Raw genomic sequence first — 21,817 nt, forward strand, 5'->3', positions numbered from 1 at the left:
CACCAGCGGCGTGCAGACCGCACAGGGCCAGCCGCCGGCCGGCGCGCCCGTCCAGGCCCCGCCGCCGGCTGCCGGCGGAGGTGCCCGGCCCGCGGTCGACCCGAGCCGGTGGGCGGAGCCGCCGCGGGGCGTCCCGTCGTGGGGGCCGACCGGCCCGCCGCCGTCCGAGGGCACCGCCGCGGGACCGCAGCAGCTGCGGGAGTGGATCGAGACCGCGCGGCAGATCCTCATCCAGCAGGGCGTCGACCCGTCGCTGATGAACGCCGACCAGATGCTCGGGCTCATCCAGCACGAGTCCAGCGGCAACCCCCACGCGATCAACCTGTGGGACTCCAACGCGACCGCCGGGCACCCGTCGAAGGGCCTGATGCAGACGATCGACTCGACGTTCTCCGAGCACCACCTGCCCGGCTACGACAGCATCTACTCGCCGGTGGACAACATCCTCGCCGGCACCCGGTACGCGATCGAGCGGTACGGCTCGATCTCGGACGTGCCGGGCGTGCGTGCGGTGGAGAGCGGCCGCGGCTACGTCGGGTACTGAGGCAGGACGGACGCGCCCCGCGCGTCAGATCCCGGTGGCACCGTCGATGCGCTCGCGGATCAGGTCGGCGTGCCCGCAGTGGCGGGCGTACTCGGCGATCATGTGGCCGTAGATCCACCGTAAGGTCACCTCGCCGCCCGCGAACGGGCTCGTCCCGTCCAGCTCGCGGGCGGCGCAGTTGGCCCGCGCGCGGTCGATCTCCTGGTGCCAGCTCCGCGACGCGCCGGCGAACGAGGTGTCGGTCAGGTCGAAGCCGCCGTCGTGCCCCTCCGGGTGCGTCCGCGGGCCGTGGATCGGCGGCGCCTCCTCGCCGGTCAGCACGCGGCGAAACCAGTTCCGCTCGACCTCGGCCAGGTGTTGGACGAGCCCGAGCAGGGTCAGCGGCGACGGCGGCACGGACGCGGTGCGCAGCTGCTCCTCGGTCAGCCCGGCACACTTCGTCGCCAGCGTGGCACGGTAGAAGTCCAGCCAGCCGTCGAGGGTGCCGCGCTCGTCAGCCGTCATCGGCGGCATCGGGCGGTCGGTCGTGGTCATGCGGCGGATCGTGCCACCGGGGTCCGACAGTCCGGATGGCGCCGTGGCGGCTCAGCCGTACGCGGCGGGAGTGCGGCCGCCGCCGAACCGGCGGAACAGGTCGTTCGCGCGGCCGCGGACCACGTCCGGGATCTCGTCCGGGTCGACGGGGACCTCGATCACCGTCGGCTCGCAGGCGGCGAAGGCCTCGGCGAGCGCGGCCCGCAGCTCGGGCAGCGTCTCCACCGTGGCGCTCCGGGCGCCGAGCCCCGCCGCGACGGCCGCCACGTCCATCGGGCGGTTGAACAGGTTCCTCGGGTTCGACTCGCCGAAGGTCAGCAGCTCGCCGGCGTGCACCATGCCGTGACCGCCGTTGTTGAGCACCACCCAGACGACCGGGACGCCGTACTCCACCGCGGTGTGGATCTCCATCCCGGTCATCGCGAACGCGCCGTCGCCGAGCAGCGCCACCGCCGGCGTCTCCGGGACCGCGAGCATCGCCCCGATCGCCGCCGGCCCGGCGTAGCCCATCGAGCCGAGCCCGAGCCCGACGAAGTACGAGCCAGGTCTGCGGACCACGTGTTGGTGGCTCGCCCAGCTCATGCAGTTCCCGATGTCCACGAACAGCGACGCGTCCGCCGGCAGGGCGTCGCTCATCGCCGCGACCATGGCGGACGCGGGCAGCCGGTCGCCGGATACGGGCTCGGGAGCCGTGCGCTCGGGCGACGGCGCGAGCGGCTCGCGCTCGATCTCGACGCCGTCGGCGGCCTCGGCCAGCGCGCCGAGCACCATGCGGGCGTCCGCGACGACCGCCAGGTCGACCAGGTAGCTGCGGCCGACCATGTCCTCGTCGATGTCCACCTGGATCACGGTGCGGTTGGCCGTCAGGCCCGGGTGGTAGCTGCGGGTCTGGAACTCGCCCAGGCTCGAGCCGACCACCAGCAGCACGTCGACCTTCTCCTCCAGCAGGTAGCTCTCCGCCCGGCTGGCACCGCCGAAGCCGAAGACCCCCATCGCCAGCGGATGGTCCTCCGCGAAGGCGCCTTTGCCCTTGGGAGTGGTGGCCACGGGGACCTCGAACCGCTCGGCCACCGCACGCAGCTCCGCCCAGGCACCGGAGATCTGGACGCCGTGGCCGGCCAGGATCACCGGCCGGCGCGCCTCGGCGAGCAGGTGCGCGACGTCGCGAATGGACTGTGCGTCGACGGTCCGGGACGCCCGGCGGACCAGACCGGTCGTCGGCTGCGCGGCCACCGGCACGGGGGCGATCCCGAGGTTGGCCGGCACGCTCAGGTGCACCGGCCCGGGCCGGCCCTCGTGCGCCAGCTCGATGAGCCGGCGGGTGACACCGCCGACCTGGCCGGCATCGGACAGCAGCACCGACCGCTTGGTGACGTGCCGAAACAGCCCGACGACGTCCAGCTGGCCGTCGCTGCTGCTGTCCTGGAACGCGCCGCGGCCGAACGTGTCGGTGGTGACCTGGCCGGACAGCAGGAGCAGCGGCACGCCGTCGTGCTTGGCCGCCGCCACACCGGTCACGGCATTGGTTGCGCCGGGACCAGCGGTGACCGCAACCACGCCGAGCCGCCGGCCGGCCTGCGCGTAGCCCATGGCCATGAACGCGGCACCGGTCTCCTGCCTCGTGACCACGGTCTCGTGGCGGCCGCGCTGCACCGCGGCGTCGACGAGGGAGGCCACCGCGCCGCCCGGAATCGTGAACAGGTGCCCGTCGCCGGATTCCTCCAGGATGCGAAAAATCGCGTGCGCGACGGTCTCGGATTCCACCTCGGACGGGTCGCTTCTCGACACGAACTTCTCCCAACCGCGGTGGCCGAGTGGAACGGGAATTTTCGCTCAGCCGGTGGCGTCGACCTCGTCGATAATTCCGCGTTCCCGGAATACCTGCTGGAGTACGCGCATCGCCGCCCAGGCGCGCGGGAAGCCCGCGTACACGGCGAGGTGCAGGACGGTCTCGACGATCTCCTTCGGGAGCACGCCGATGTTGAGGGCGAGGCCGACATGGGTCCGCAGTTCGGCCTCGGTGTCGCCGAGCGCGACCAGCGCGGACAGTGTGACCAGGTGGCGACGCTGCGGGTCGAGGCCCGGCCGGGAGTAGATCTCGCCGTAGGCGAAGTCGACCACGAGTCGCCGAAGATCTGGCGTGACGTCGTCCAGGGCCGACATGCTCTCCAGCTTGGCCGGGTCCCCGCCCGCGAGCATGTGCAGGACTTCGAGACCTCGGGTGTGCCGATCGTTCCCGTCGACCGGATCTGTCATCCGTCAGATCCTCTCGCACCTGAATATAATTCGGTTTGAGTAGTCAGGCCCGGCCGACGTTAGCGATGGGCGTTTGGTCCGTCAATGCCGAACGAACCTTGCTACCGATGTCGTATTCCGGTAGCCCTTTTGCGACGATCTTCGTGCTACTTCGCGCGCACTTTCGTCGCGGTTCACCCAGCGTTTACTCAGGCGTCACTCGGCGATCATGACGACCGGGGCGCGCATGCCGTCGTCGTCCTCGCCGTCGTCGTCGTCGCCACCTTCGTCGTCGTTGCATGAGGCCAGTAGTGGCAGCAAGGCGAACGCGGCCAGGACGGCCAGCATGCGCGGCGAGCGGCGGGTGGGATCGAGGGCCATGGGACTCCCTTCTCGATGGACGATTTGTCCGAACCCACCCTCTCATTACGCGCCGGCCGTCGCAGCGCTACGACGTCAGGACGTGCCGGCCGGCCGGGACGCGGCGAGCAGCCGGCGCTGGTCGTCGGACTCCTCGATCAGCGAGCCCTCGGTGGTGCGGCTGGTGTCGGCGAACAGCAGTGGGTGCGCCTCCCGGATGCCGTCGACCACCAGGTCGTACGGGAAGTCGTCGAACTCGCCGTGCCAGTGGACGAACTCCATGTGCCGGCGCCCCTGCTCGTCGTAGGGGTGGTAGACGCTGTCGGTCTCGCCGTCGAACTCCAGCGGGGCGATCTTGTACAGCCGGCACAGCAACCTGTTGAACACCGGCGTCGCCTTCACCCACCGGCCGCCGAGGTGTACCTCGGTGAGGCAGTGGAAGCGGAACAGGTCACCGCCGACGAGCTCGCGCAGCCGGGGCGAGGCGAGGTGGTTGCGCACGTCGCCGAGCACGATCCGGCTCGGCACGCCCGCCGCCCGCGTGACCGCCGCGTAGACGAGCGACTTGTGGATACAGAACCCGAACCCGCGCTCGATGATCGCGCTGGCCCGCATGCCCGTGCGCGACAGGTCGCTCTGGTAGACCTCGTAGCGCAGGCCGTCGCGGACCGCGTAGAACAGCGCGACCGCGCGGTCTGCGGGCTCCATTGTGGACAGATCGGTGCCGACGGCCTTCTCGACGAACCGGCGCACCTGCGGCGACTCGTGGTCCAGGAGCTCGGTCGGCGCCAGGTTGGCTTCCACTTCTCATGTCCTCTCGAGGGTCTTCTTCTCGCCCAGCCCGAGCATCCGGGCGATCCGGTTGCGCTGGATGTCCGACGTGCCCGAGTAGATGGTCCCGGCGACGGCGTCGCGCAGCTCGGCCTCGAGGCCGTACTCGGTGGTGTAGCCGTTGCCGCCGAACACTTGCACCGCGGCCAGCGCGCCGGAGACGTTGGCCTCGCTGGCGAGCAGCTTGCTGATCGCGATGTCTATCGTCACGTTCTCGCCGCGCTCCAGCCGCGCGGCGGTGTCGTAGAGCCACCGGCCGGCCGTGTCCGCACCGATCCGCATGTCGACGATCTTGTTGGCCACCGCCTGGAACGAGCCGATCGGCGAGCCGAACTGGGTCCGGCCGCGCGCGTACTCGACGCACCGGTCCACGCGGCGGCGCATCTGGCCGACGTTGACGATGAAGGAGCAGAGGATCTCCCACTTCATCACGTGGTCGAGCACGAGGAACCCGGAGCCGGGCCGGCCCACCACGTTCGCCGCCGGCACCACGCAGTCGTCGAAGAACAGCTCGGCGAACGGCGAGGTTTTCAGGCCCATCTTGGAGATGGGCTGGCCGACCGTCAGCCCCGGGGTGTCCCGCTCGACGACCATCGCGGTCACTCCGAGCGGGCCGGCGTTCGGGTTCGTGCGCACGTAGACGACGAACACGTCGGCCACCGGCCCGTTGCTGACGAACGTCTTGCTGCCCGACAGCACCCAGTCGTCGCCGCGCCGGCGACCCGTGGTGCGCATGGCCAGCGCGTCCGAGCCGCTGTCCGGCTCGCTGATCGCGTGCGCACCGATCGTGGAGCCGTCGCAGATTCCCGGCAGGTAGCGGTCCTTCAGCGCGGCCGAGCCGAACCGCGTCACCGGCACGCCGGCGCTGACCATGTGCGTGGTGACCGAGAAGCCCAGCCCGCCGTCGTGGCAGCGGTAGCCGAGCTCCTCGAGCACGCCCATCGTGGTGAGCAGGCTCTGGTCGAGCCCGCCCCACTGACCACCGAACGGCAGGCCGAGCACGCCCGACTCGCGCACCAGCTTCCACGCGTCGTGGTCGAACTCGCCGGCGTGCTCGCGCTCGGGGTAGCCCTCGTTGAGCGCCTCGCACCACCGGCCGATCCCGGCGCGCAGCTCTCGTTGTTCCTCGGTCCACTCGGGCACGACGACACCAGCCGATCAGTATTGGGAGAACGCGGCGGCGTCGAGCGAGTGCCGCTCGTCACCGCGCAGCGCCGGGCTGAACACGCACACCAGCCGCATGTCGCCGGCCGGGCTCGCGACGAGGTAGTGCGCGTCGTTCTGGTCGAGGGCGTACAGCGTCCCGGGGGTCAGCCGGAACGAGTTGCCCGCCATGTCGATGACCTCGCCCTCGCCGTCGATGCAGTAGCAGGCCTCCAAGTGGTTGCGGTACTGCAGGTTCGACTTCGTGCCGGCGGCGACGATGGTGTCGGTGACGGTGTAGCCCATCCCGTCGGCGTCGAGCAGCAGTCGCCGGCTGACGCCGTTGCCCCAGTCCACGGTCTTGGCCTCGGACAGCGTGCGAACAATCATCTCTCGAAACCCCTTATCTCGACTGTGCGCTGGCAGCGCCGACGAACGCGTTGATGTCCTGGACCGTGCGGAAGTTGTCCGGGGACAGCTCGACGTCGTCGAGGCTGAGCCGGAACCGCTCGCCGAGCCAGTCGATGACCTTCAGCAGGGCGAGGCTGTCGATCACCCCGCCGGCGAACAGGTCGTAGTCCGCCGCGAGCTCGGCGGCGCTGATGTCCGGCACGAACTCGTCCACTATGTACCGGGTGATCGTCGTCGTATGGTCGCTCGTCTGATCCACAGTCATCCCACCAGTTCCAGGTTCTCGGTGATGTGCTTGCGATCCACCTTCCCGGTGGACGTCCTCGGCAGCGGGTCCTCGGTGACCCGCATGGTCGAGGGGATCGCGGCCGGCGGCAGCCGGTCGGCGCAGTGCTTGCGAAGCACCAGGCTGTTGGTCGTGCCGTTCGTGCGCACCAGCACATGCAGCCGGTGGCCGGTGTGCTGGTCGGGCACCGCGACCGCGGCCGCCTCCAGCACGCCCGCGTGTTCGAGCAGGACCCGCTCCACCTCCTGCACGTAGACCTGCTGGCCGCGGATCTTGACCCGGAAGTCGGTGCGGCCCTCGAGCAGGAGCGCGCCGGACGCGGTGCGGCGCACCAGGTCCCCGGAGCGGAAGTAGCGCAGCTCGTCCGCGCCCTCGGGATGCGCCACGAACCGGTCGGGTGCGTCGAGGTAGCCGGGCGTCTGGAACGGCGTGCTGACCAGGAGCTCGCCGACGCCCGGACCGTCCAGGACCGAGCCGTCCTCGCGGACCAGCAGCGCCCGCACGCCGGGCAGCGGCTCGCCGATGGGCAGTGACGGGGCGCTCGCCATCTCCGCGTCGAGCACGCACCGGAAGCTGTCGTTGGTCTCCGTGCAGCCGTAGACGTTGGACAGGCGGGCGGCGGGGAAGAGTCGGGCCAGGTCGGTCAGCCGGGCCGGGTGCAGCGCGTCCCCGGTGACGACGGCCTGGTCGACCGAGCGGAGCCCGGCGTGGCCGACCTTGTCGGCGGCGGCCACCATCAGCTCGTAGCACATCGGCACGGCCTGGACGACGTTCACCTCGTGGTGTGCCAACAGGTCGAGCAGCGCCGGGCCGCTGGTGGCGCGGTCGGGGTCGACCAGCACGACGCACCCGCCGTGCCGCAGCGTCGCCCAGACCTCCAGCAGGCACAGGTCGAAGCTCAGCGGCGCGTAGTTCAGCACGCGCCGGCCCGGGCCGAGCCCGAGCTCGGCGCCCGCCCAGTCGGCGAAGCGGTCGACCGCGCCGACGGTCAGCGGGACGATCTTCGGGACACCCGTCGACCCGGACGTGGTGAGCAGGAACGACACGTCCTCGCCGGTCGCGGCGGGCAGGTCGGGACCTTCGTGTCCGATGTGGACATCGAGGAGCTGGTCCGCGAGCCCGGCGCCGTTGCTGTCGGCGCGGACCTGCGGGGCGGACACGATGTGCGTGCAGTCCGCCCGTCGGTGCAGGTCCTGCAGGGTCGCCACCGGCAGGGTCGGCGCGGGCAGCAGGAACCGCCGGCCCGCGGCGAGACAGCCGAGGACCAGGGCCACCGTCTCCGGCGCCTTCTCCGCCACCACCCCGAGCGGGCCGGGCGGCAGCGCGGCGATGTCGGCCGCGGCCGACCGCGTCATGGCCGCCAGCTCGGCATAGCCGACCTGGCGATCGCGCCAGATCAGTGCGGGCGCGTCGGGTCGCCTGCTCGCGTGTTCGAGCACGGCGTCAACCAGCTGACTTCGTAAATCCACAGTCCGATCCATCTGCTCCGAACCGCGCGAAACGAGCGCGCGGCATCGACAAATAAAAGAGACGTCCTGGGTAAACACCGACTCGCGCCAGTGAAACTCCCGAACTCCCCATGTCCGGGAGGAGATGTAACCACGTCCATTTCGAATGGGGCAAGGATCCGTTCGGAGCAACGCGTTAATTCTGAATCGAAGATCGAAATAATTGCCAAATAAGTGTGAAAATGACCCTGTGTGACAGGATTCCGGCGTCCGGTCCGCCGGGCGGACCACCCCGGCTAACTTAACTGTCAAGACATCTGACCCTGCGTGAATGCGGCGGTTACGAGGTCCAGACCACTTACCGACGCCGGCTCGGCACGATATATTCCAGTGTGTCAACGGAGAAGTGCTGCTGACGTGGCCGCCGACAAATGTCCACTGAGCACCGGCGTCAGCACAAACCGGTCGCCCTGTTGTAGCTCTCGGTAGTATCTGCCCGCGCGAGGGTGATGTGGGCATCACTCACTCGGCAGTCGCCCGGATGGACCCTTGCCCGCCGCCGGAACATGCACTTACCGTCCCTGCGGCCGAGCGACACACACTGGAATGTCGCTGGAATGGGCGCGGCATCGACTCGGTCACCCCAAAGCGTCGTGGAATACGGGCGCGCCCACGAGCGACGCCGCTTCGCGATTTTTGCAATTCAGGAGGCATCGATGGTCGACCGGATCAAGTTTCTGCTTGACGAAGGCGACATCCCGACGACCTGGTACAACCTCGCGGCGGACCTGCCCGCCCTGCACCCGCCGCTGAACCCGGCCACCGGCCGCCCGGTGACCCGGGACGAGATGGCGCACACGATGCCCGAGCCGATCATCGAACAGGAGCTGAGCACCGAGCGGGAGCTGGAGATTCCCGACCCGGTCCGCCAGGTCTACGCGCAGTGGCGGCCCTCGCCGCTGTTCCGCGCCCGCCGGCTGGAAGCCCTGCTCGACACTCCCGCACGCATCTACTACAAGTACGAGGGCGTGGCGCCGACCGGCAGCCACAAGCCCAACACGGCGGTCGCGCAGGTCTACTACAACAAGCAGGCCGGCAAGACCGGGCTGGTCACCGAGACCGGCGCCGGCCAGTGGGGCAGCGCGATCGCGCAGAGCGCGGCCATGTTCGGCATGTCCGCCAAGGTCTACATGGTCAAGGTGAGCTTCACCCAGAAGCCCTACCGCCGCGCGCTGATGGAGGTGTTCGGCGCCGAGTGCGTGCCGAGCCCGAGCCCCGAAACCGCCGCCGGCCGGGCCATCCTGGCCGCCGACCCGGACTGCCCCGGCAGCCTCGGCATCGCGACGTCGGAGGCGCTGGAGGCGTTCGCCAAGGACGAGTCCCTCGGCTACGTGCTCGGCAGCGCGGCGAACCACGTGCTCGCGCACCAGACCGTGATCGGTCAGGAGGCGATCCGGCAGTTCGAGCTCGCCGACGACTACCCGGACATCGTCGTGGGCTGCGCGGGTGGCGGCAGCAACCTGGCGGGCCTGTCGTTCCCGTTCCTCGGCGCGAAGCTGCGCGGCGGGCAGGACGTGCGGGTCATCGCGGCGGAGCCGGCGGCGTGCCCGACGCTGACCTGCGGCACGGTCGCCTACGACTACGCCGACGCCGCGGGGATGACCCCGCTGTTCCGCATGCACACCCTCGGACACGGCTTCGTCCCGCCGACCTTCCACGCGGGCGGGCTGCGTGCGCACGGCATGGGCCAGCTCGTCAGCCGGACCGTCGAGGACGGCCTCATGGAGGCCACCGCGGTCACCCAGCGGCGCTGCTTCGAGGGCGCCGTGCAGTTCGCGCGGGCCGAGGGCATCCTGCCCGCGCCCGAGTCGACCCACGCCATCCGGGTGGCCATCGACGAGGCGCTGCGCTGCAAGGCGGAGGGCCGCGAGCAGTCCATCCTCTTTGGACTCTCCGGGCACGGGCACTTCGACCTGACCGCGTACGAGCGGTACTTCGCCGGCGAGCTCGACGACATGGTGCTCGACGACGAGACGATCGCCGAGGCGAAGGCGAGCATCCCCGAACAGGCGTGGGAGATGGCGGGGTCCGTGACATGACGTCCGACACCTGGGGCTGGCGGGCCCGGGTCGGCATCCTTGTGATCCACAAGGATGCCGTGCCCGAGGCCGAGATCTGGGGGATGGCCCCGCCCGGGGTCACCGTGCACTCGGCGCGGTTCGCGAGCCCGCGCACGCCGGGCTCGGACTTCCAGGGGGACCAGGCCGCCGCGCTGGTCGAGTCGCCGGACATCGCCCGCGGGCTCGAGCAACTCGGGCAGCTGCGCCTGGACGCCATCTGTCTGTGCTTCGGGTCGAGCAGCTTCCTCGCCGGCGCCGGGTTCGACGAGCTGTTCGCCGAGCAGGCCTCGCTGCGCGCCGGGGGCACGCCGGTCACCACGGCGCCGCTCGCGATGCTCGACGCGATGCGCACGGTCGGCATCAGCCGGCCGCACCTGGTCAGCCCGCCGTGGTTCACCGCGACCAGCTACGCCGCGGCCGAGCGGTACTTCGCCGACTGTGGCCTCCCGTTCGCCGGCCAGATGCGGTTCGATCTCGGCGCCGGCTGGCGCGACCGGGAGACCTACGAGATCTACGACCTCGGCGGACAGTGGGAGGTGCGGCCGGAGGAGGTCTACCGGCAGGCACGGGAGTCCCTGCCCGCGCACGCGGACGGCATACTCATTCCCGGAAGCGGGTTCCGCACGCTGGAGGCGATCGAGCCGCTGGAGCGTGACCTCGGCGTGCCGGTGGTGACCTCCAACCAGGCGTGCCTGTGGCAGTGCCTGCGCATGGCGGGCGTGCGTGACACCGGCATCGGGACCGGCAGACTGTTCGACCATCGGGAGCTCCCCAGAGTTCGGGAGAGCGCCCTGTCGGGGAAGGCGAGTTAGGCGACATGCCAAGTTTCGAGACAGTCCTGTTGTTCATCGGCGCGACCATGGCCCTGCTGGTGGTGCCCGGGCCCGCCGTCGTCTACATCGTCACCAGGTCGGTGGCGCAGGGCCGGGCGGCCGGGCTGGTGTCGGTGGTCGGCATCCACGTGGGGTCGATCTTCTACGTCCTGCTGACGTCGCTGGGTATGTCGGCGCTGCTGCTGGCGTCCTCGACGGCGTTCGAGATCGTCAAGTGGCTCGGTGTGGCGTACCTGGTGTGGCTCGGCATCCAGAAGCTGTGGCTGCAGCGCACCGACGACGGTTCGGTGGAGGAACCGCCGGAGATGTCGAAGCTGCGGATCTTCGCGCAGGGCGTGCTGGTGAACGTGCTGAACCCGAAGACGCTGGTGTTCTTCGTGGCGTTCCTGCCGCAGTTCGTCGACCCGGCGCTGGGCGGGGTCGCCACGCAGCTGCTGTTCTTCGGCATCGGTTTCATCGTGCTGGGCATCATCAGCGACGGGGCGTACGCGCTGCTGGCGAGCGCCCTGTCGGGCCGACTGCGGCGCACGGCCAAGGCGAGGCGCCGGCTGGACCTCTCCAGCGGGATGATCTACCTCCTGCTGGGTGCGGTCGCCGCCACGGTGAGCCAGGCCTGACAAAACCTGGGGCGGGCCAGCGCGCTTCGACGTAGGCGAGCCGGCCTGTCGTGGTGTCCGCCGCGGGGTCGGGGTCGCTCGCGTTGCGGGTGTCGGTCGGCGGAGGATGCCGTTCGTGCGGTTCAGACATGCCGATGCCCTGTGGCAGGAGTTCCCGGCGCTGGTTCCGGGCGTGGTGTACGTGGCCGGGGTCGGCCCGGCGGCCGACGTCGCCGAGCCGGTCGGCCGGTACACCGCGCTCGCCCGGACCCGGCTGGCCGGCGGCACGGAGTCCGAGCTGCCGGAGATCCGCGCGTGGCGGCGCACCTTCGGCCGGCTGGGGCTCAAGCCGACGCAGTACCGGTGCGCGTCGGAGTCGCTGCTTCGTCGGCTCCGCAAGGAGGGGGAGCTGCCGAGCATCCACCCGGTGATCGACCTCTGCAACGCGATCTCGCTCGCGTTCGCGGTCCCGGTCGCCGTGTTCGACGTCGCCGAGGTCGCCGGGGACCTCGAGGTGCGCCGCGCCACCGGGGAGGAGAGCTACCTGACCTTCGGCGGCCAGACCGAGCACCCGGAGCCCGGCGAGGTGATCTTCGCCGACGAGGACGGGTTGGCCCATGCCCGGCGGTGGACGAACCGGCAGAGCGGGCGCTCGGCGGTCCGGGAGACGACCACCCGGGTCCTGGTCGTCGCCGAAGGACTGCACGAGTCGGCGCCCGACGACGTCGCGCGGCTCGTCGCCTCGGTCACCGAGGAGCTCACCGCCGGCTGGCGGATCGAGCCGAGGACGGCGGTGCTGACCCGCGCGGCTCCGGAGCTCGCGGTGTGACCGGTCAGCTCTCGCCGAACGCCTCGTGCAGGTCGGCTAGCGGCACCATGTCCGCGACGAACTCAAACCGGCCGTCACGCAGCTCGCGGGCGCCGTCGAGGAACGCGCGCAGCGCGAGCCGGTTGAGCGCGGCGCCGACGCTGACCCGCCGCACGCCGATCTCGGCCAGCTGCGCCAGCGTGATCGTGGGGTCCGCGAAGCCCATCACGACGTTGACGGGCCGGCCGACCGACGAGACCACGGCCCGCATCTCGTCGAGGGTCCGCAGGCCCGGCGCGTAGAGCACGTCGGCGCCGGCGGCCTCGAACGCCTGCAGCCGCGCGATCGTGTCGTCGAGGTCGTGGACGCCGTAGAGGAGGTTCTCGGCCCGCGCGGTGAACGTGAACGGGACGGGCAGGGCGCGCGCGACCTCGGCGGCCGCGCGCACCCGCTCGACGGCGAGCCCGAAGTCGTAGACCGGCGCGTCGCGGTCGCCGGTCGCGTCCTCGATGGACGCGCCGACCGCGCCCGCCGCGTACGCTGACTCGATCATCGTCGCGGCGGCGGCCGGGTCGTCGGCGAAGCCGTTCTCCAGGTCCGCGTTCACCGGCAGCGGCGTCGCCGCGCAGATCGCCCGGCAGTTGTCGAGGACCTCCTCGCCGTCGACGCGCTTGCGGCCCAGCGTGTTCGCGACGCCGAGGCTCGTGGTGGCCAACGCCTCGAAGCCGAGGCCGGCGAGCAGACGTGCCGTGCCGGCGTCCCACGGGTTCGGGATCAGGAACGGCCGGGGCTCGTCGTGCAGCGCGCGGAAGCGGACGGCCTTCTCCTGCTGGGTGGTCATGCCCCCACTCTGCCTCACAGCTCCCTTACAGCGACCCGTAGACCGCGTCGACGAGCGACTGGTTGCGGGTGCTTCGCCAGCGCGGGACCACGTGGTTCATCACGTAGCCGAACGCCACGCCGGTGTCCGGGTCGGCGAAGCCGAGCGCGCCGCCGGTGCCGTAGTGGCCGAAGCCGCGCGGGTTGGGGCCGAACGGCCGGCGCGCGGTCGCGGGCGTGAACCCGAGCCCGAACACCGTGTCCTCGCCGAGGATCGGGCACGGGCCGACCGACTGCGGCGTGGTGGCCTGCGCGAGCAGCTCCGCGGACAGCGGCGGCGACGCCGACAGCAGCGCCGCGTACCACCGGGCGAGGCCGGCCGCCGTGCCGTGCCCGTTGGTGGACGGGACCTGCGCGGCACGCCAGCGGGCCGAGTTGACCAGGCCGATCGACGAGTAGCCCGGCGGGTTGAGGTGCGCCAGCAGGTTCATCGCCAGGTCGTCGGGGAGCGCGTCGACGTCGACGCTGTCGATGCCGGCGATCGGCTCGGCCGGCGCCCAGATGACCTCGGCGCAGCGGTGCTGGTGCGTCGGCGGCACGCCGATCCACAGGTCCGCGCCGAGCGGCCCGGCGAGGCGCCGCAACGCGGTACCGGGGCTGTCGCCGGAGACCCGCCGGACCACCTCGCCGACGAGGTGGCCGAACGTGTTCGTGTGGTAGGCGTGCCGGCTGCCCGGCTCCCACCAGGCCGGGGTCGCGGCCAGCGCGTCGGTCATCCGGTCCCACTGCCACAGGTCGTCGTCGGACAGCCGTTCCCGGATGGCCGGGACGCCGGCGCGGTGGCTGAGCGCGTGCCGCAGTGTCGCGGACTCCTTGCCACCGGCGGCGAACTCCGGCCACACCGACGCGAGCGGCGTGTCCAGCCCGATGCGTCCCTCGTCGACCAGCCGCAGCGCGAGCAGCGCCACCACCGCCTTGCCGGCCGAGTAGAAGTTGACCATGGTGTCGGGCCGCCAGGGCCGCGTGCGGTCGGCGTCCGCCCAGCCGCCCACCAGGTCGACCACGACGGTCCCGCCGACCAGCACGCAGACCGCGGCACCCACCTCGCCGCGCTCGGCGAAGTTGTCCGCGAACGCCTCCCGGACGGCGGTGAACCGCGCGTCGCAGTGGCCGCTGACCGGAGTGTCCACGGTGTCGTACACGGGAGGAAGTCTGGCCTAGCAGTTGCGCCAGCTGCCCGTCCGGCCCCAGGTGCAGGAGTCCCTCAGCCCGCCGGCCGGGCCGCGCAGGTAGGCCGTGTCGCCGGTGTTGTTCCAGATGTACCAGGTCTTGTTCCAGTACCGGGTACTCGGGTTGTTCGTGCCCTTGCCGGTGCGGATGTAGAGGTACTTGCCGGGGTTGATCCGGGTGGTCGGGAACTTGTAGACGTGGTTCGCCTTGTCCCGCAGCGTCCAGCCGGTCACGGCCATCGCCACCGTGGAGGTGTTCTTCAGCAGGATGTACTCGGCGTTGAGGTTCCCGTTGCTGCCGTTGTCGGTGCCGGGCGAGTTGTAGTACGCGCGGTAGATGATGATGCCGCCGGCCGCCTCCGCCGGCGCCGCGACCACCGCCCCCAGCAGCGCCGCCACCACGACGGACACCGCGGCCATGACCAGTTTGCGCATTGAGCTCCCTTTCGGATCGACGATTGCTTACGCAACGTCGCGAAGCTCCCGGTGCTCGTTACAGAGCGTGCTCCAACGAGTGACGTGGGCCGTTGGAACCAACCTTCCGTAGGTCTCGTGCCGGCTGTTCATCACCGGATCGGCCGCAAGGTCCCGGATTCGTCCCGCCCACCTCGCCGAGGTGTGACATGGTCGCGACCACTTGTCACACCTAGTTCGAGGAGGCATCACCCACATGCGACTCAACCGGCTCGGGACGGTCGTGGCGGGGGTCGCGACAGTCGCGGCCGCCGCCCTGTTCGTCGCGCTCACGCCCACCGCGAACGCCGCCGCCGACCACGCGCTGCCGCTCGACCCCGGCGCGGTGCCCCGGGAGGCCTACGCGGCGGCGCACTGGAACGCCAACCCCGCGGTCGACCTCATCGTCACCAACGTGCCGGCCTACGCGCTCACCGCCGGCCAGGTCGACCACTACGACAGCGCGTCGTGCGGCATCGGCATCCGGCTGCTGCAGCCGGACGGCTCGCGGTTCATCTACTGCCACCTCTCGGAGCGCGCGGTGGCCGAGGGCGCCGCGGTACCCGCCGGCACGCACCTCGGGACCACGGGCGACACCGGCAACTCCGGCGCGCCGCACCTGCACATCGAGGTCCGCACCGCCGACGGCACCGCCCGCTGCCCGCAGACCTACCTGCTCGCGATCCACGACGGGGCCGCGCCGCCGAGCCTGGGCAGCCTGCCGACGAGCGGCTGCACGGTCGGCTGAGAAGCGCCGTGCCCGCCGCAGGAGGGGAGCGGCGGGCACGGTCGCCAACGGTTTACGTCAGGCCGGGCCGGCGCCCAGCGACTTCGCGGCGGCCACCACGTCGACCAGGCCGGTGCCCTTGTCGAAGCTCGACGTGAACGGTCCGACCGACTGGTACGCGGCACCCGCGCGGAACTTGTACGCGGTCGACTTGAGCGCGTTCTCGATCTGCGCTGGGGTGGCCGACGGCCGCGCCTGGAACAGCTGCGCCACGATCCCGGTGATCTGCGGCGCGGCCATCGAGGTACCGCTGATCACGTTGTAGGTGCCGACGTCCAACAGGCCCGGGCCGTTCATCGGCTGCAGGCCTGTGGCGCAGATCGGGAGGTAGAGCCGGCACGCGGAGGCGATGTTCTCACCCGGCGCGGAGATGTCCGGCCAGGTGCCCGCGCTGGCGGCCGCCCCGCGCGAGGAGAACTCCGACACCGTGCCGTCGCGGGTGCCGGTGCCCTGGTCGTTGAAGGAGGCCACGGACAGGATGCCCGGCGTCGGGTCGGTGCCCGGCGGGTTGGACAAGTTGGCCGAGCCGTCGCCGCCGTCGTTGCCGTTGGCCCACACGGTCACCACGCCCTCAGTGGCGAGCTGGCGCTGGAGCTTCACGGTGGCGGAGTTCGGGTCGAAGGCGCCGCCGCCGGAGGGGCCGTAGGAGTTGTTGATCGCCTTGATCGGCGGGCAGGTCGCCGCCGGCACGCCGGGTCCGCACGGCGCCGCGTGGTTCTCCAGCACCCAGTTCAGCGCCGAGTCCGCGCCGATGATCAGCAGTGCGGCGCCGACGGACAGCGACACGATCTTGGCGCCGGGCGCGGACCCGCCGACCTTGGTGCCATCGGCCAGCGTGTAGTTGTTGCCGGCGGCGATGCCGTTGACGTGCGTGCCGTGCCCGCCGACGGCGAGCAGGTCGGTGTCGACGAAGGTGGGCACGTCGACCAGGCAGCTCGACGTCGGCGGATCCTCGGTGAGGCAGACGCCCTTGAGGCTGCGCACGACCCGGGTCTTGCCGTCGGCGCCCTTGAAGGCGGGGTGCGTGGGGTCGATCCCGCTGTCGATCACCGCGACCGACACGCCGGTGCCGTCGAGCTTCTTGCCGTTGGCGCCGACGAGCGTCTGCTGCGCGGCGAGGCTGCGGGTGGCGGCGGTGCCGGAGCTCGCGAAGAACTCGACGGGGTCGTTGCCCTCGACGTAGGTCACGCCAGCCAGCCCGCGCGCGGCGCGGACCTGGCTCGCGGTGCCGGTCGCGGCGACGACGCCGATGCGCCGGAAGGTGGTCAACTTTGTCAGGCCGGCGTCGCGGACGGCCGCGTCGGCGGCGGCGAGGTCGCGCCCGTGGACGAGGACCGACATGGGCAGCGCGTCGGCCGCGCCGCCGAGCACGCGGTGAGCGAGGCGGACAGCGGCGCGAGCGTCTGGGCAGGCGCCGAGGGCGCCGCGAGGCCCATGGCGAGCAGTACGGTCGAGGCGGCGACCGCGACCCGTCGAGCCGAGCGAGAAATCATGAACCCTCCAGCCAGCAGGGATGTGTCCCCACTAACGAGTGACACCTGAGTAGGTGACGACCCGTGCTGGAATGGTGGCTCTCTGGTCAGCCGTCGTGTGCGGCCTCCACGGCTGGCTGATGGGTCGGGGTATCGACGGTGTTCGGTGCCGGGCCGGCGTCATGGGTGTTGGTGCCGATCACGATGCCGAGGACCACGCCCGCGACCGCGAGCCAGAGGACCAGGCGGACCAGCGCGGCTCCGGAGATGTTGATTTCCATTCGGGTTCCCTCTCGGGTGGACGGGTTCTTTCGCATCCGAGGGTCCGCCTCCGGAGTTGGACGAATCACGAGTCTTCGAACGCCCGGTTGTTCGGCTCGGCGTTCTGCCCGGCTGATCGGGCCGACGAACGTCGGGCGCACGTTTGCCGCACCGGACGACCGTTGGCCGTTGCGCTCGGTGAGCACGCGCCCAGCCGTCCGACACTGGCTCTGACCAGTTGGCTTGTGGTTGGGGGCGGGCGATGACGGCACTCGACGGGCGCGCGGTCGTGGTCACCGGGGCGGGGCGGGGTCTCGGGAGGGCGTTCGCGGCGCAGGTGGCGAAGGTCGGCGGGGCGGTCGTGGTCAACGACGTCGACGCCGACCTCGCGGACGAGACGGCCGCGCTGATCCGGGACGGCGGCGGGGCGGCGGTCGGCAGTGCGCACGACGTGGCCGACCCCGAGGCCGCGCAGGCGATCGTGGACCTGTGCCTCGCCGAGTACGGGCGGCTCGACGGGCTGGTCAACAACGCCGGCCTCAACTACGAGGCCCTCCCACCAGACGAGGACCCGCGCCGCGCCCGCCGGCTCGTCGAGGTCAACGTGCTCGGCGTGATCTACACCGGCCTCGCCGCGGTCCGGGCCATGGCAGGGGGCGGTGGCTCGATCGTCAACATCTCCTCCGGCGCCGCTCTCGGCCAGCGCGCGCTCGCCACCTACGCGGCGAGCAAGGGTGCGGTCGCCTCGCTGACCTACTCCTGGGCGCTCGACCTCGAAGAACTCGGCATTCGGGTCAACGCCGTCTGCCCGGTCGCGCACACCCGGATGGTGCGGGGCTCCGAACGCGCGCTGCGCACCTGCCCGCCCGAGAACACGCCCGACAAGGTCGCGCCGCTAGTCGTGTACCTGCTCGGCGACCGGTCCGCGGGCGTCACCGGCCAGCTGATCCGCTGCACCGGCCGGCTGCTGCACGTCGTCGGCCAGCCGTACCTGAAGGAGCCGATCCTGGAGCGCGACTGCTGGGACGCCGGCAGCGTGGAGCGCGCGTTCGACGAGGTGTTCCACGCCCATCTCGAGCCCTACGGCCTGGAGAAGCGCCTGCCGCCGCCGCTGCGCCACTGGCTCGCCGAAGCCGAGTGGGGGATGATCTCCTGACGGACCGGGCTGGTACCTCACCGACGAGGAGCAGCTGCTCGCCGCCATGGGGGCGCAGATCGACGACATGCGCGCGGCGGGCTTCGACCGCAGCGACGAGCTGGCCGCGGAGACGACCGTGCTGAACGGGACCTGCGCGATCCACAGTGGACGGTTCGCGCGCTACCGCGCCGACGGCACCGAGATCAACCGGTTCGACTCGACCTACCTCATCACCGACGGCCCGGCCGGCAGGCGGATCTCGGCGCTGGTCATCCACTGAGGACGGTCGCGTAAACGTTTGCGGCGCGCGACTGGTGGGTGGGCGGGCTCCTCGCCGCGTGACACGGAGGAGCCCGCCCCCACGCACTATCCGGTCGCGGCGAGCAGGTCGTGCGTCCGCTCGATGCGGTCGACCGACTTGGGCTTCGCCACGGTCTTCGCCCCGGTTTTCGCCACTGAGGCGCCGTTCGGACCGACGGCCGGCTTGCCCGCGGTGTAGAGCCAGGTCTCGAACAGCGAGTCCAGCTGCTTGCCCGCGAGCTTCTCGGCCAGCGCCACGAGCTGCGTCGTGGTCGCGGTGCCGTCCTTGTGCTGCTTGGGCCACGTCTTCAGCAGCCGGAAGAACGCGCGGTCGCCCATCGCCGTGCGCAGCGCCTGCACGGTCATCGCCCCGCGGTCGTACACGGCGTCGTGGAACTGGTTCTCCGCGCCCGGGTCGCCCGGCAGCACCTGCCAGAACTCGTCGTCGGCCGGGATGGAGTCGTAGGTAAACTGCGCGATCTCCGCCGGCGTGCCCTCGCCCTGGTACTCCGACCACAGGTACTCGGCATAGGTCGCGAAGCCCTCGTTCAGCCAGATCTCGTGCCAGTCGTGCACCGAGACCGAGTCCCCGAACCACTGGTGCGCCATCTCGTGCGCCACGACCGAGGTGTTCGTGCCGGCCTGGAAGAACCCGACGTCGTACACCGGACGCGTCTGGGTCTCCAGCGCGAAGCCGAGCGAGGTGTCGACGATGCCGCCCTGTGCCTCGTACGGGTACCGGCCGAAGGTCTCCTCGAGCACCTCGACCACCTCGGGCGTGCGCTCCACCGACGCCCGCGCGGCCGGGCCGCTGGCCCCTAGGTCGTCGCCGTAGGCGTTGATCACCGGCTGCCCGTTCGGCGCGGTCGACTCGCGGATCTCGTACTGGCCGATCGCGAGGAAGGTCAGGTAGGGCGCCTGCGGCCGCACGCTGCGCCAGTTCCACCGCACCATGCCGGCGACGGTCTGCTGCTGGCTCACGAGCACGCCGTTGGACAGCGCCTCGACTCCTTCGGGCGCGGCGATCGACACGTCGAAGGTCGACTTGTCCCGCGGGTGGTCGTTGCTGGGGTACCACCACGGCGCGATCTGCGGCTGGTTGACGGCGAGCGCGCCGGTCGGGGTCTTGGTCCAGCCCGGGAAGCCGTACAGGCGGTACGGCTCGGGGTTGTCGGAGTAGCGCACGACGACCGTGAGCTCGGTGTTCTTCTTCAGCGCCTTCTTCGGCTTGACGGTCAGCTCGCCGGCGTTCGTGGCGAACGTGGCAGGCTGGTTGTTGACCCGGACCGACGACACCTCGAGCAGGAAGTCGAGGTTGAACCGCGAGAGGTCCTGGGTGGTGCGCGCCAGGATCGTGGTGGTGCCGGAGAGCAGGTCGGTGGCCGGCTGGTAGCTCAGCCGGATGTCGTAGTGCGACACGTCGTAGCCGCCGTTGCCGTCCAGCGGGTAGTACGAGTCGCCGAGCCCGGGGGCGCCGGGCGCCGGGGCCGCGCTCGCGGCGGTGCCGGCGAGCACGGTCACCAACGTGGCCACCGTGCCGACGACGAACGCGCGGGATCGCCGCTTCATGGTGCACACCTCCAATTGCGTTTGGACCGCAGAGACCATAGGCCGGCAGGCGACCGCGCGGCACCCGACATTCGGATCACGAAGCCGTACCGAGTCCGCACAGCCGGCCCGACCTTCGGTGCGGGACGAACGGCCCAGCGAACGCGCGCCGCTTGGCCGACGTGCCGGCGGCGGCTCCGTGGCACAGTTCTGAAGATCATCAGCCGTCGAGGGGCCAGTCGGGGAGAAGTCATGGGAGACAACGCGTTCAGCCGCCGCCGGTTCGGGGTGCTGGCGGCCGGGGCCGGGCTCGCCGCGGCGGCCGCGCCGCTCGTCACCACCGGGTCGGCCAGCGCGGCGATCGACAAGTTCCACGGGCCGCTGCTCACCGCGGGCTGGGAGGAGTTCAAGGCGGCCGTCGCGCAGGGGCGGCACAACCTGACCAAGGTCGTGGCCACCTGGGGCGCGCCGTGGGAGAACCCCGACTTCCAGCTCGCCCTCGCGAACCTCACGCCGTACACGATCGTGCGCACCGGTACCGGCGACACCGACCGCCTGCTCGACCCGGCCGCGGTCGTCAATGAGATTCGGCCGTTCTACCAGTACTCCACCCAGGTCCGCCCCGCCGACCGGCTGATCATCGAGCTCGGCAACGAGCCGAACCTCAACCAGGCCACCGACTTCATCCAGCCCTACGCCGACTCCCTGCACGCCTCGATCGACGCCGTGGCCGCCAACTTCCCCGGCGTGCAGCTCTGCAGCCCCGGCATCGCCCCGGGCGGCGCGTCCAGCTACCACGACTGGTTCCACGACCAGCGCTTCAAGGACGCCGTCAACCGCTGCCACTTCGTCGGCTTCCACTTCTACGGCGCGACCGAGTTCGACCCGGTCGTCTACGACATCGTCGGCGCGCTGGCCGGCCACTTCCCCGGCAAGCTGTGGATCGCCACCGAGTACGGCCTCAACTTCCCGTACGACGGCGACCCGAGCGCGCAGAAGCAGGCCAAGTGCCGCGCCTACAGCGACATGATCCACCGCAACGGTCACGTCGACATCCAGAACCTGCTCTGGGGTGCGACCTACTTCCACATCGACACGTCCTCGCCGGACCCGCTGTTCCAGGCATACAACGTCGCCCCGGACGGTCCGCTGGGCTACCAGGCCTGAGCCGGAGGATCATCGGGGTGTGCGGGACTGGTGGACGGGGCTGAGCCGGCGGCGGCGCGGGCTGCTCGCGGTCCTCGCGTTGGCGCTCGTGGCTGGGGCGGCCGCTGTGGTCAGCCAGCTCGTGCCGGCCGGCGACCCGCCCGCCCGCGAGGGCGAGGGACCGGTGCTGCTGGTGCCCGGGTACGGCGGATCGCGTGGCTCACTGTCCACATTGGCCGACCGGATCCGGGCGACCGGCCGGGAGGCGAACGTGCTGACCTTGCCGGGGGACGGCATGGGTGACCTCCGCGCGCAGGTGCGGGTGCTCGACGACGCCGCCCGGGACGCCCTCGACGGAGGTGCGCCGTCGGTCGACGTGATCGGGTACTCGGCGGGCGGGGTGGTGGCCCGGCTCTGGGTGGCCACCGAGGACGGCGCGCGGGCCGTGCGCCGGGTGGTCACGCTCGGCTCGCCGCTGCACGGCACGCGGGTCGCCTCCGCGGGCGGCGTGCTGG

General features: G+C 71.2%; 23 protein-coding genes and 2 pseudogenes. 10 read left to right on the forward strand and 15 right to left on the reverse strand.

Going from position 1 to position 21,817, the window contains the following annotated elements; translation table 11 throughout:
* Positions 1-544 (forward strand): transglycosylase SLT domain-containing protein (locus ACRDSK_RS18380; protein ID WP_431442286.1); only part of this gene is annotated, 544 nt, incomplete at its 5' end.
* Between the two features lie 24 nt (positions 545-568).
* Here the strand turns inward: ACRDSK_RS18380 and ACRDSK_RS18385 are convergent.
* From ACRDSK_RS18385 to ACRDSK_RS18425, 9 genes are all read right to left on the reverse strand, one after another.
* A complete protein-coding gene (locus tag ACRDSK_RS18385; protein WP_431442287.1) occupies positions 569-1,078 on the reverse strand; it encodes a DinB family protein in 510 nt (169 codons plus the stop codon).
* A 51-nt stretch (positions 1,079-1,129) separates the two neighbouring features.
* A complete protein-coding gene (locus ACRDSK_RS18390) occupies positions 1,130-2,866 on the reverse strand; it encodes a thiamine pyrophosphate-binding protein (RefSeq protein ID WP_431442288.1) in 1,737 nt (578 codons plus the stop codon).
* A gap of 45 nt (positions 2,867-2,911) precedes the next feature.
* On the reverse strand, positions 2,912-3,334 hold the full coding sequence (locus ACRDSK_RS18395; protein WP_431442290.1) for a carboxymuconolactone decarboxylase family protein: 423 nt from the start codon (positions 3,332-3,334) through the stop codon (positions 2,912-2,914).
* A gap of 195 nt (positions 3,335-3,529) precedes the next feature.
* A complete protein-coding gene (locus ACRDSK_RS18400) occupies positions 3,530-3,694 on the reverse strand; it encodes a hypothetical protein (RefSeq protein ID WP_431442292.1) in 165 nt (54 codons plus the stop codon).
* A gap of 75 nt (positions 3,695-3,769) precedes the next feature.
* Positions 3,770-4,477, reverse strand: a complete 708-nt coding sequence (locus ACRDSK_RS18405; RefSeq protein ID WP_431442293.1) for a transglutaminase-like domain-containing protein — start codon at positions 4,475-4,477, stop codon at positions 3,770-3,772.
* Positions 4,478-4,480: 3 nt separating this feature from the next.
* Entirely contained in the window at positions 4,481-5,647 is a 1,167-nt protein-coding gene (locus ACRDSK_RS18410; protein WP_431442294.1) for an acyl-CoA dehydrogenase family protein, read from the reverse strand.
* Positions 5,648-5,662: 15 nt separating this feature from the next.
* Positions 5,663-6,037 (reverse strand): ectoine synthase, encoded by a 375-nt coding sequence (locus ACRDSK_RS18415; RefSeq protein WP_431442295.1) that lies wholly within the window; start codon positions 6,035-6,037, stop codon positions 5,663-5,665.
* A gap of 13 nt (positions 6,038-6,050) precedes the next feature.
* Positions 6,051-6,323, reverse strand: coding sequence for an acyl carrier protein (locus ACRDSK_RS18420; RefSeq protein WP_431442296.1), 273 nt, complete (start codon positions 6,321-6,323; stop codon positions 6,051-6,053).
* Positions 6,320-7,813, reverse strand: a complete 1,494-nt coding sequence (locus ACRDSK_RS18425; protein ID WP_431442297.1) for an AMP-binding protein — start codon at positions 7,811-7,813, stop codon at positions 6,320-6,322. The genes ACRDSK_RS18420 and ACRDSK_RS18425 overlap by 4 nt, the downstream gene beginning before the upstream one ends.
* Before the next feature lie 695 nt (positions 7,814-8,508).
* Here ACRDSK_RS18425 and ACRDSK_RS18430 point away from each other — a divergent pair.
* From ACRDSK_RS18430 to ACRDSK_RS18445, 4 genes are all read left to right on the forward strand, one after another.
* Positions 8,509-9,891 (forward strand): TrpB-like pyridoxal phosphate-dependent enzyme, encoded by a 1,383-nt coding sequence (locus ACRDSK_RS18430; protein ID WP_431442298.1) that lies wholly within the window; start codon positions 8,509-8,511, stop codon positions 9,889-9,891.
* On the forward strand, positions 9,888-10,724 hold the full coding sequence (locus ACRDSK_RS18435; protein WP_431442299.1) for a maleate cis-trans isomerase family protein: 837 nt from the start codon (positions 9,888-9,890) through the stop codon (positions 10,722-10,724). The genes ACRDSK_RS18430 and ACRDSK_RS18435 overlap by 4 nt, the downstream gene beginning before the upstream one ends.
* A 5-nt stretch (positions 10,725-10,729) precedes the next feature.
* The gene (locus ACRDSK_RS18440) at positions 10,730-11,362 is read left to right on the forward strand and encodes a LysE family translocator (RefSeq protein ID WP_431442300.1); all 633 of its coding nucleotides are present in this window, start codon (positions 10,730-10,732) and stop codon (positions 11,360-11,362) included.
* A 106-nt stretch (positions 11,363-11,468) separates the two neighbouring features.
* Complete coding sequence (locus ACRDSK_RS18445; RefSeq protein WP_431442301.1) at positions 11,469-12,170, forward strand: B3/B4 domain-containing protein; 702 nt, start codon at positions 11,469-11,471, stop codon at positions 12,168-12,170.
* Positions 12,171-12,174: 4 nt separating this feature from the next.
* Here ACRDSK_RS18445 and ACRDSK_RS18450 read toward each other — a convergent pair whose 3' ends face one another.
* From ACRDSK_RS18450 to ACRDSK_RS18460, 3 genes are read right to left on the reverse strand one after another with little or no spacing between them, the layout of a single operon-like run.
* Entirely contained in the window at positions 12,175-12,990 is an 816-nt protein-coding gene (locus ACRDSK_RS18450) for an isocitrate lyase/PEP mutase family protein (RefSeq protein WP_431442302.1), read from the reverse strand.
* A gap of 25 nt (positions 12,991-13,015) precedes the next feature.
* Entirely contained in the window at positions 13,016-14,170 is a 1,155-nt protein-coding gene (locus ACRDSK_RS18455; RefSeq protein ID WP_431442303.1) for a serine hydrolase domain-containing protein, read from the reverse strand.
* 15 nt (positions 14,171-14,185) lie between these two features.
* The gene (locus tag ACRDSK_RS18460) at positions 14,186-14,632 is read right to left on the reverse strand and encodes a lamin tail domain-containing protein (RefSeq protein WP_431442304.1); all 447 of its coding nucleotides are present in this window, start codon (positions 14,630-14,632) and stop codon (positions 14,186-14,188) included.
* Between the two features lie 235 nt (positions 14,633-14,867).
* On the opposite strand from ACRDSK_RS18460, the gene ACRDSK_RS18465 reads away from it, so the two are divergent.
* The gene (locus ACRDSK_RS18465) at positions 14,868-15,398 is read left to right on the forward strand and encodes a M23 family metallopeptidase (protein WP_431442305.1); all 531 of its coding nucleotides are present in this window, start codon (positions 14,868-14,870) and stop codon (positions 15,396-15,398) included.
* Positions 15,399-15,455: 57 nt separating this feature from the next.
* On the opposite strand, the pseudogene ACRDSK_RS18470 reads toward ACRDSK_RS18465, so the two are convergent.
* Positions 15,456-16,930: pseudogene (locus ACRDSK_RS18470) on the reverse strand (S8 family serine peptidase).
* A gap of 86 nt (positions 16,931-17,016) precedes the next feature.
* On the reverse strand, positions 17,017-17,190 hold the full coding sequence (locus tag ACRDSK_RS18475) for a hypothetical protein (RefSeq protein ID WP_431442307.1): 174 nt from the start codon (positions 17,188-17,190) through the stop codon (positions 17,017-17,019).
* A gap of 242 nt (positions 17,191-17,432) precedes the next feature.
* Here ACRDSK_RS18475 and ACRDSK_RS18480 point away from each other — a divergent pair, with 242 nt between their 5' ends.
* Together ACRDSK_RS18480 and ACRDSK_RS18485 are read left to right on the forward strand one after the other, a co-directional pair.
* On the forward strand, positions 17,433-18,326 hold the full coding sequence (locus ACRDSK_RS18480; RefSeq protein ID WP_431442308.1) for an SDR family NAD(P)-dependent oxidoreductase: 894 nt from the start codon (positions 17,433-17,435) through the stop codon (positions 18,324-18,326).
* Between the two features lie 28 nt (positions 18,327-18,354).
* Positions 18,355-18,588, forward strand: a pseudogene (locus tag ACRDSK_RS18485) (DUF6841 family protein); the annotation flags it as partial.
* Positions 18,589-18,674: 86 nt separating this feature from the next.
* On the opposite strand, the gene ACRDSK_RS18490 reads toward ACRDSK_RS18485, so the two are convergent.
* The gene (locus ACRDSK_RS18490) at positions 18,675-20,177 is read right to left on the reverse strand and encodes a M1 family metallopeptidase (RefSeq protein WP_431442309.1); all 1,503 of its coding nucleotides are present in this window, start codon (positions 20,175-20,177) and stop codon (positions 18,675-18,677) included.
* A 231-nt stretch (positions 20,178-20,408) separates the two neighbouring features.
* Between ACRDSK_RS18490 and ACRDSK_RS18495 the strand changes: the two genes are divergently transcribed.
* Together ACRDSK_RS18495 and ACRDSK_RS18500 are read left to right on the forward strand one after the other, a co-directional pair.
* The gene (locus tag ACRDSK_RS18495) at positions 20,409-21,323 is read left to right on the forward strand and encodes a glycosyl hydrolase (protein ID WP_431442310.1); all 915 of its coding nucleotides are present in this window, start codon (positions 20,409-20,411) and stop codon (positions 21,321-21,323) included.
* Positions 21,324-21,342: 19 nt separating this feature from the next.
* A partial coding sequence (locus tag ACRDSK_RS18500; protein ID WP_431442312.1) for an esterase/lipase family protein occupies positions 21,343-21,817 on the forward strand: 475 nt, incomplete at its 3' end.

Origin of the sequence: Actinophytocola sp., from assembly GCF_050699915.1 — a bacterium.
Taxonomy (GTDB): domain Bacteria; phylum Actinomycetota; class Actinomycetes; order Mycobacteriales; family Pseudonocardiaceae; genus Actinophytocola.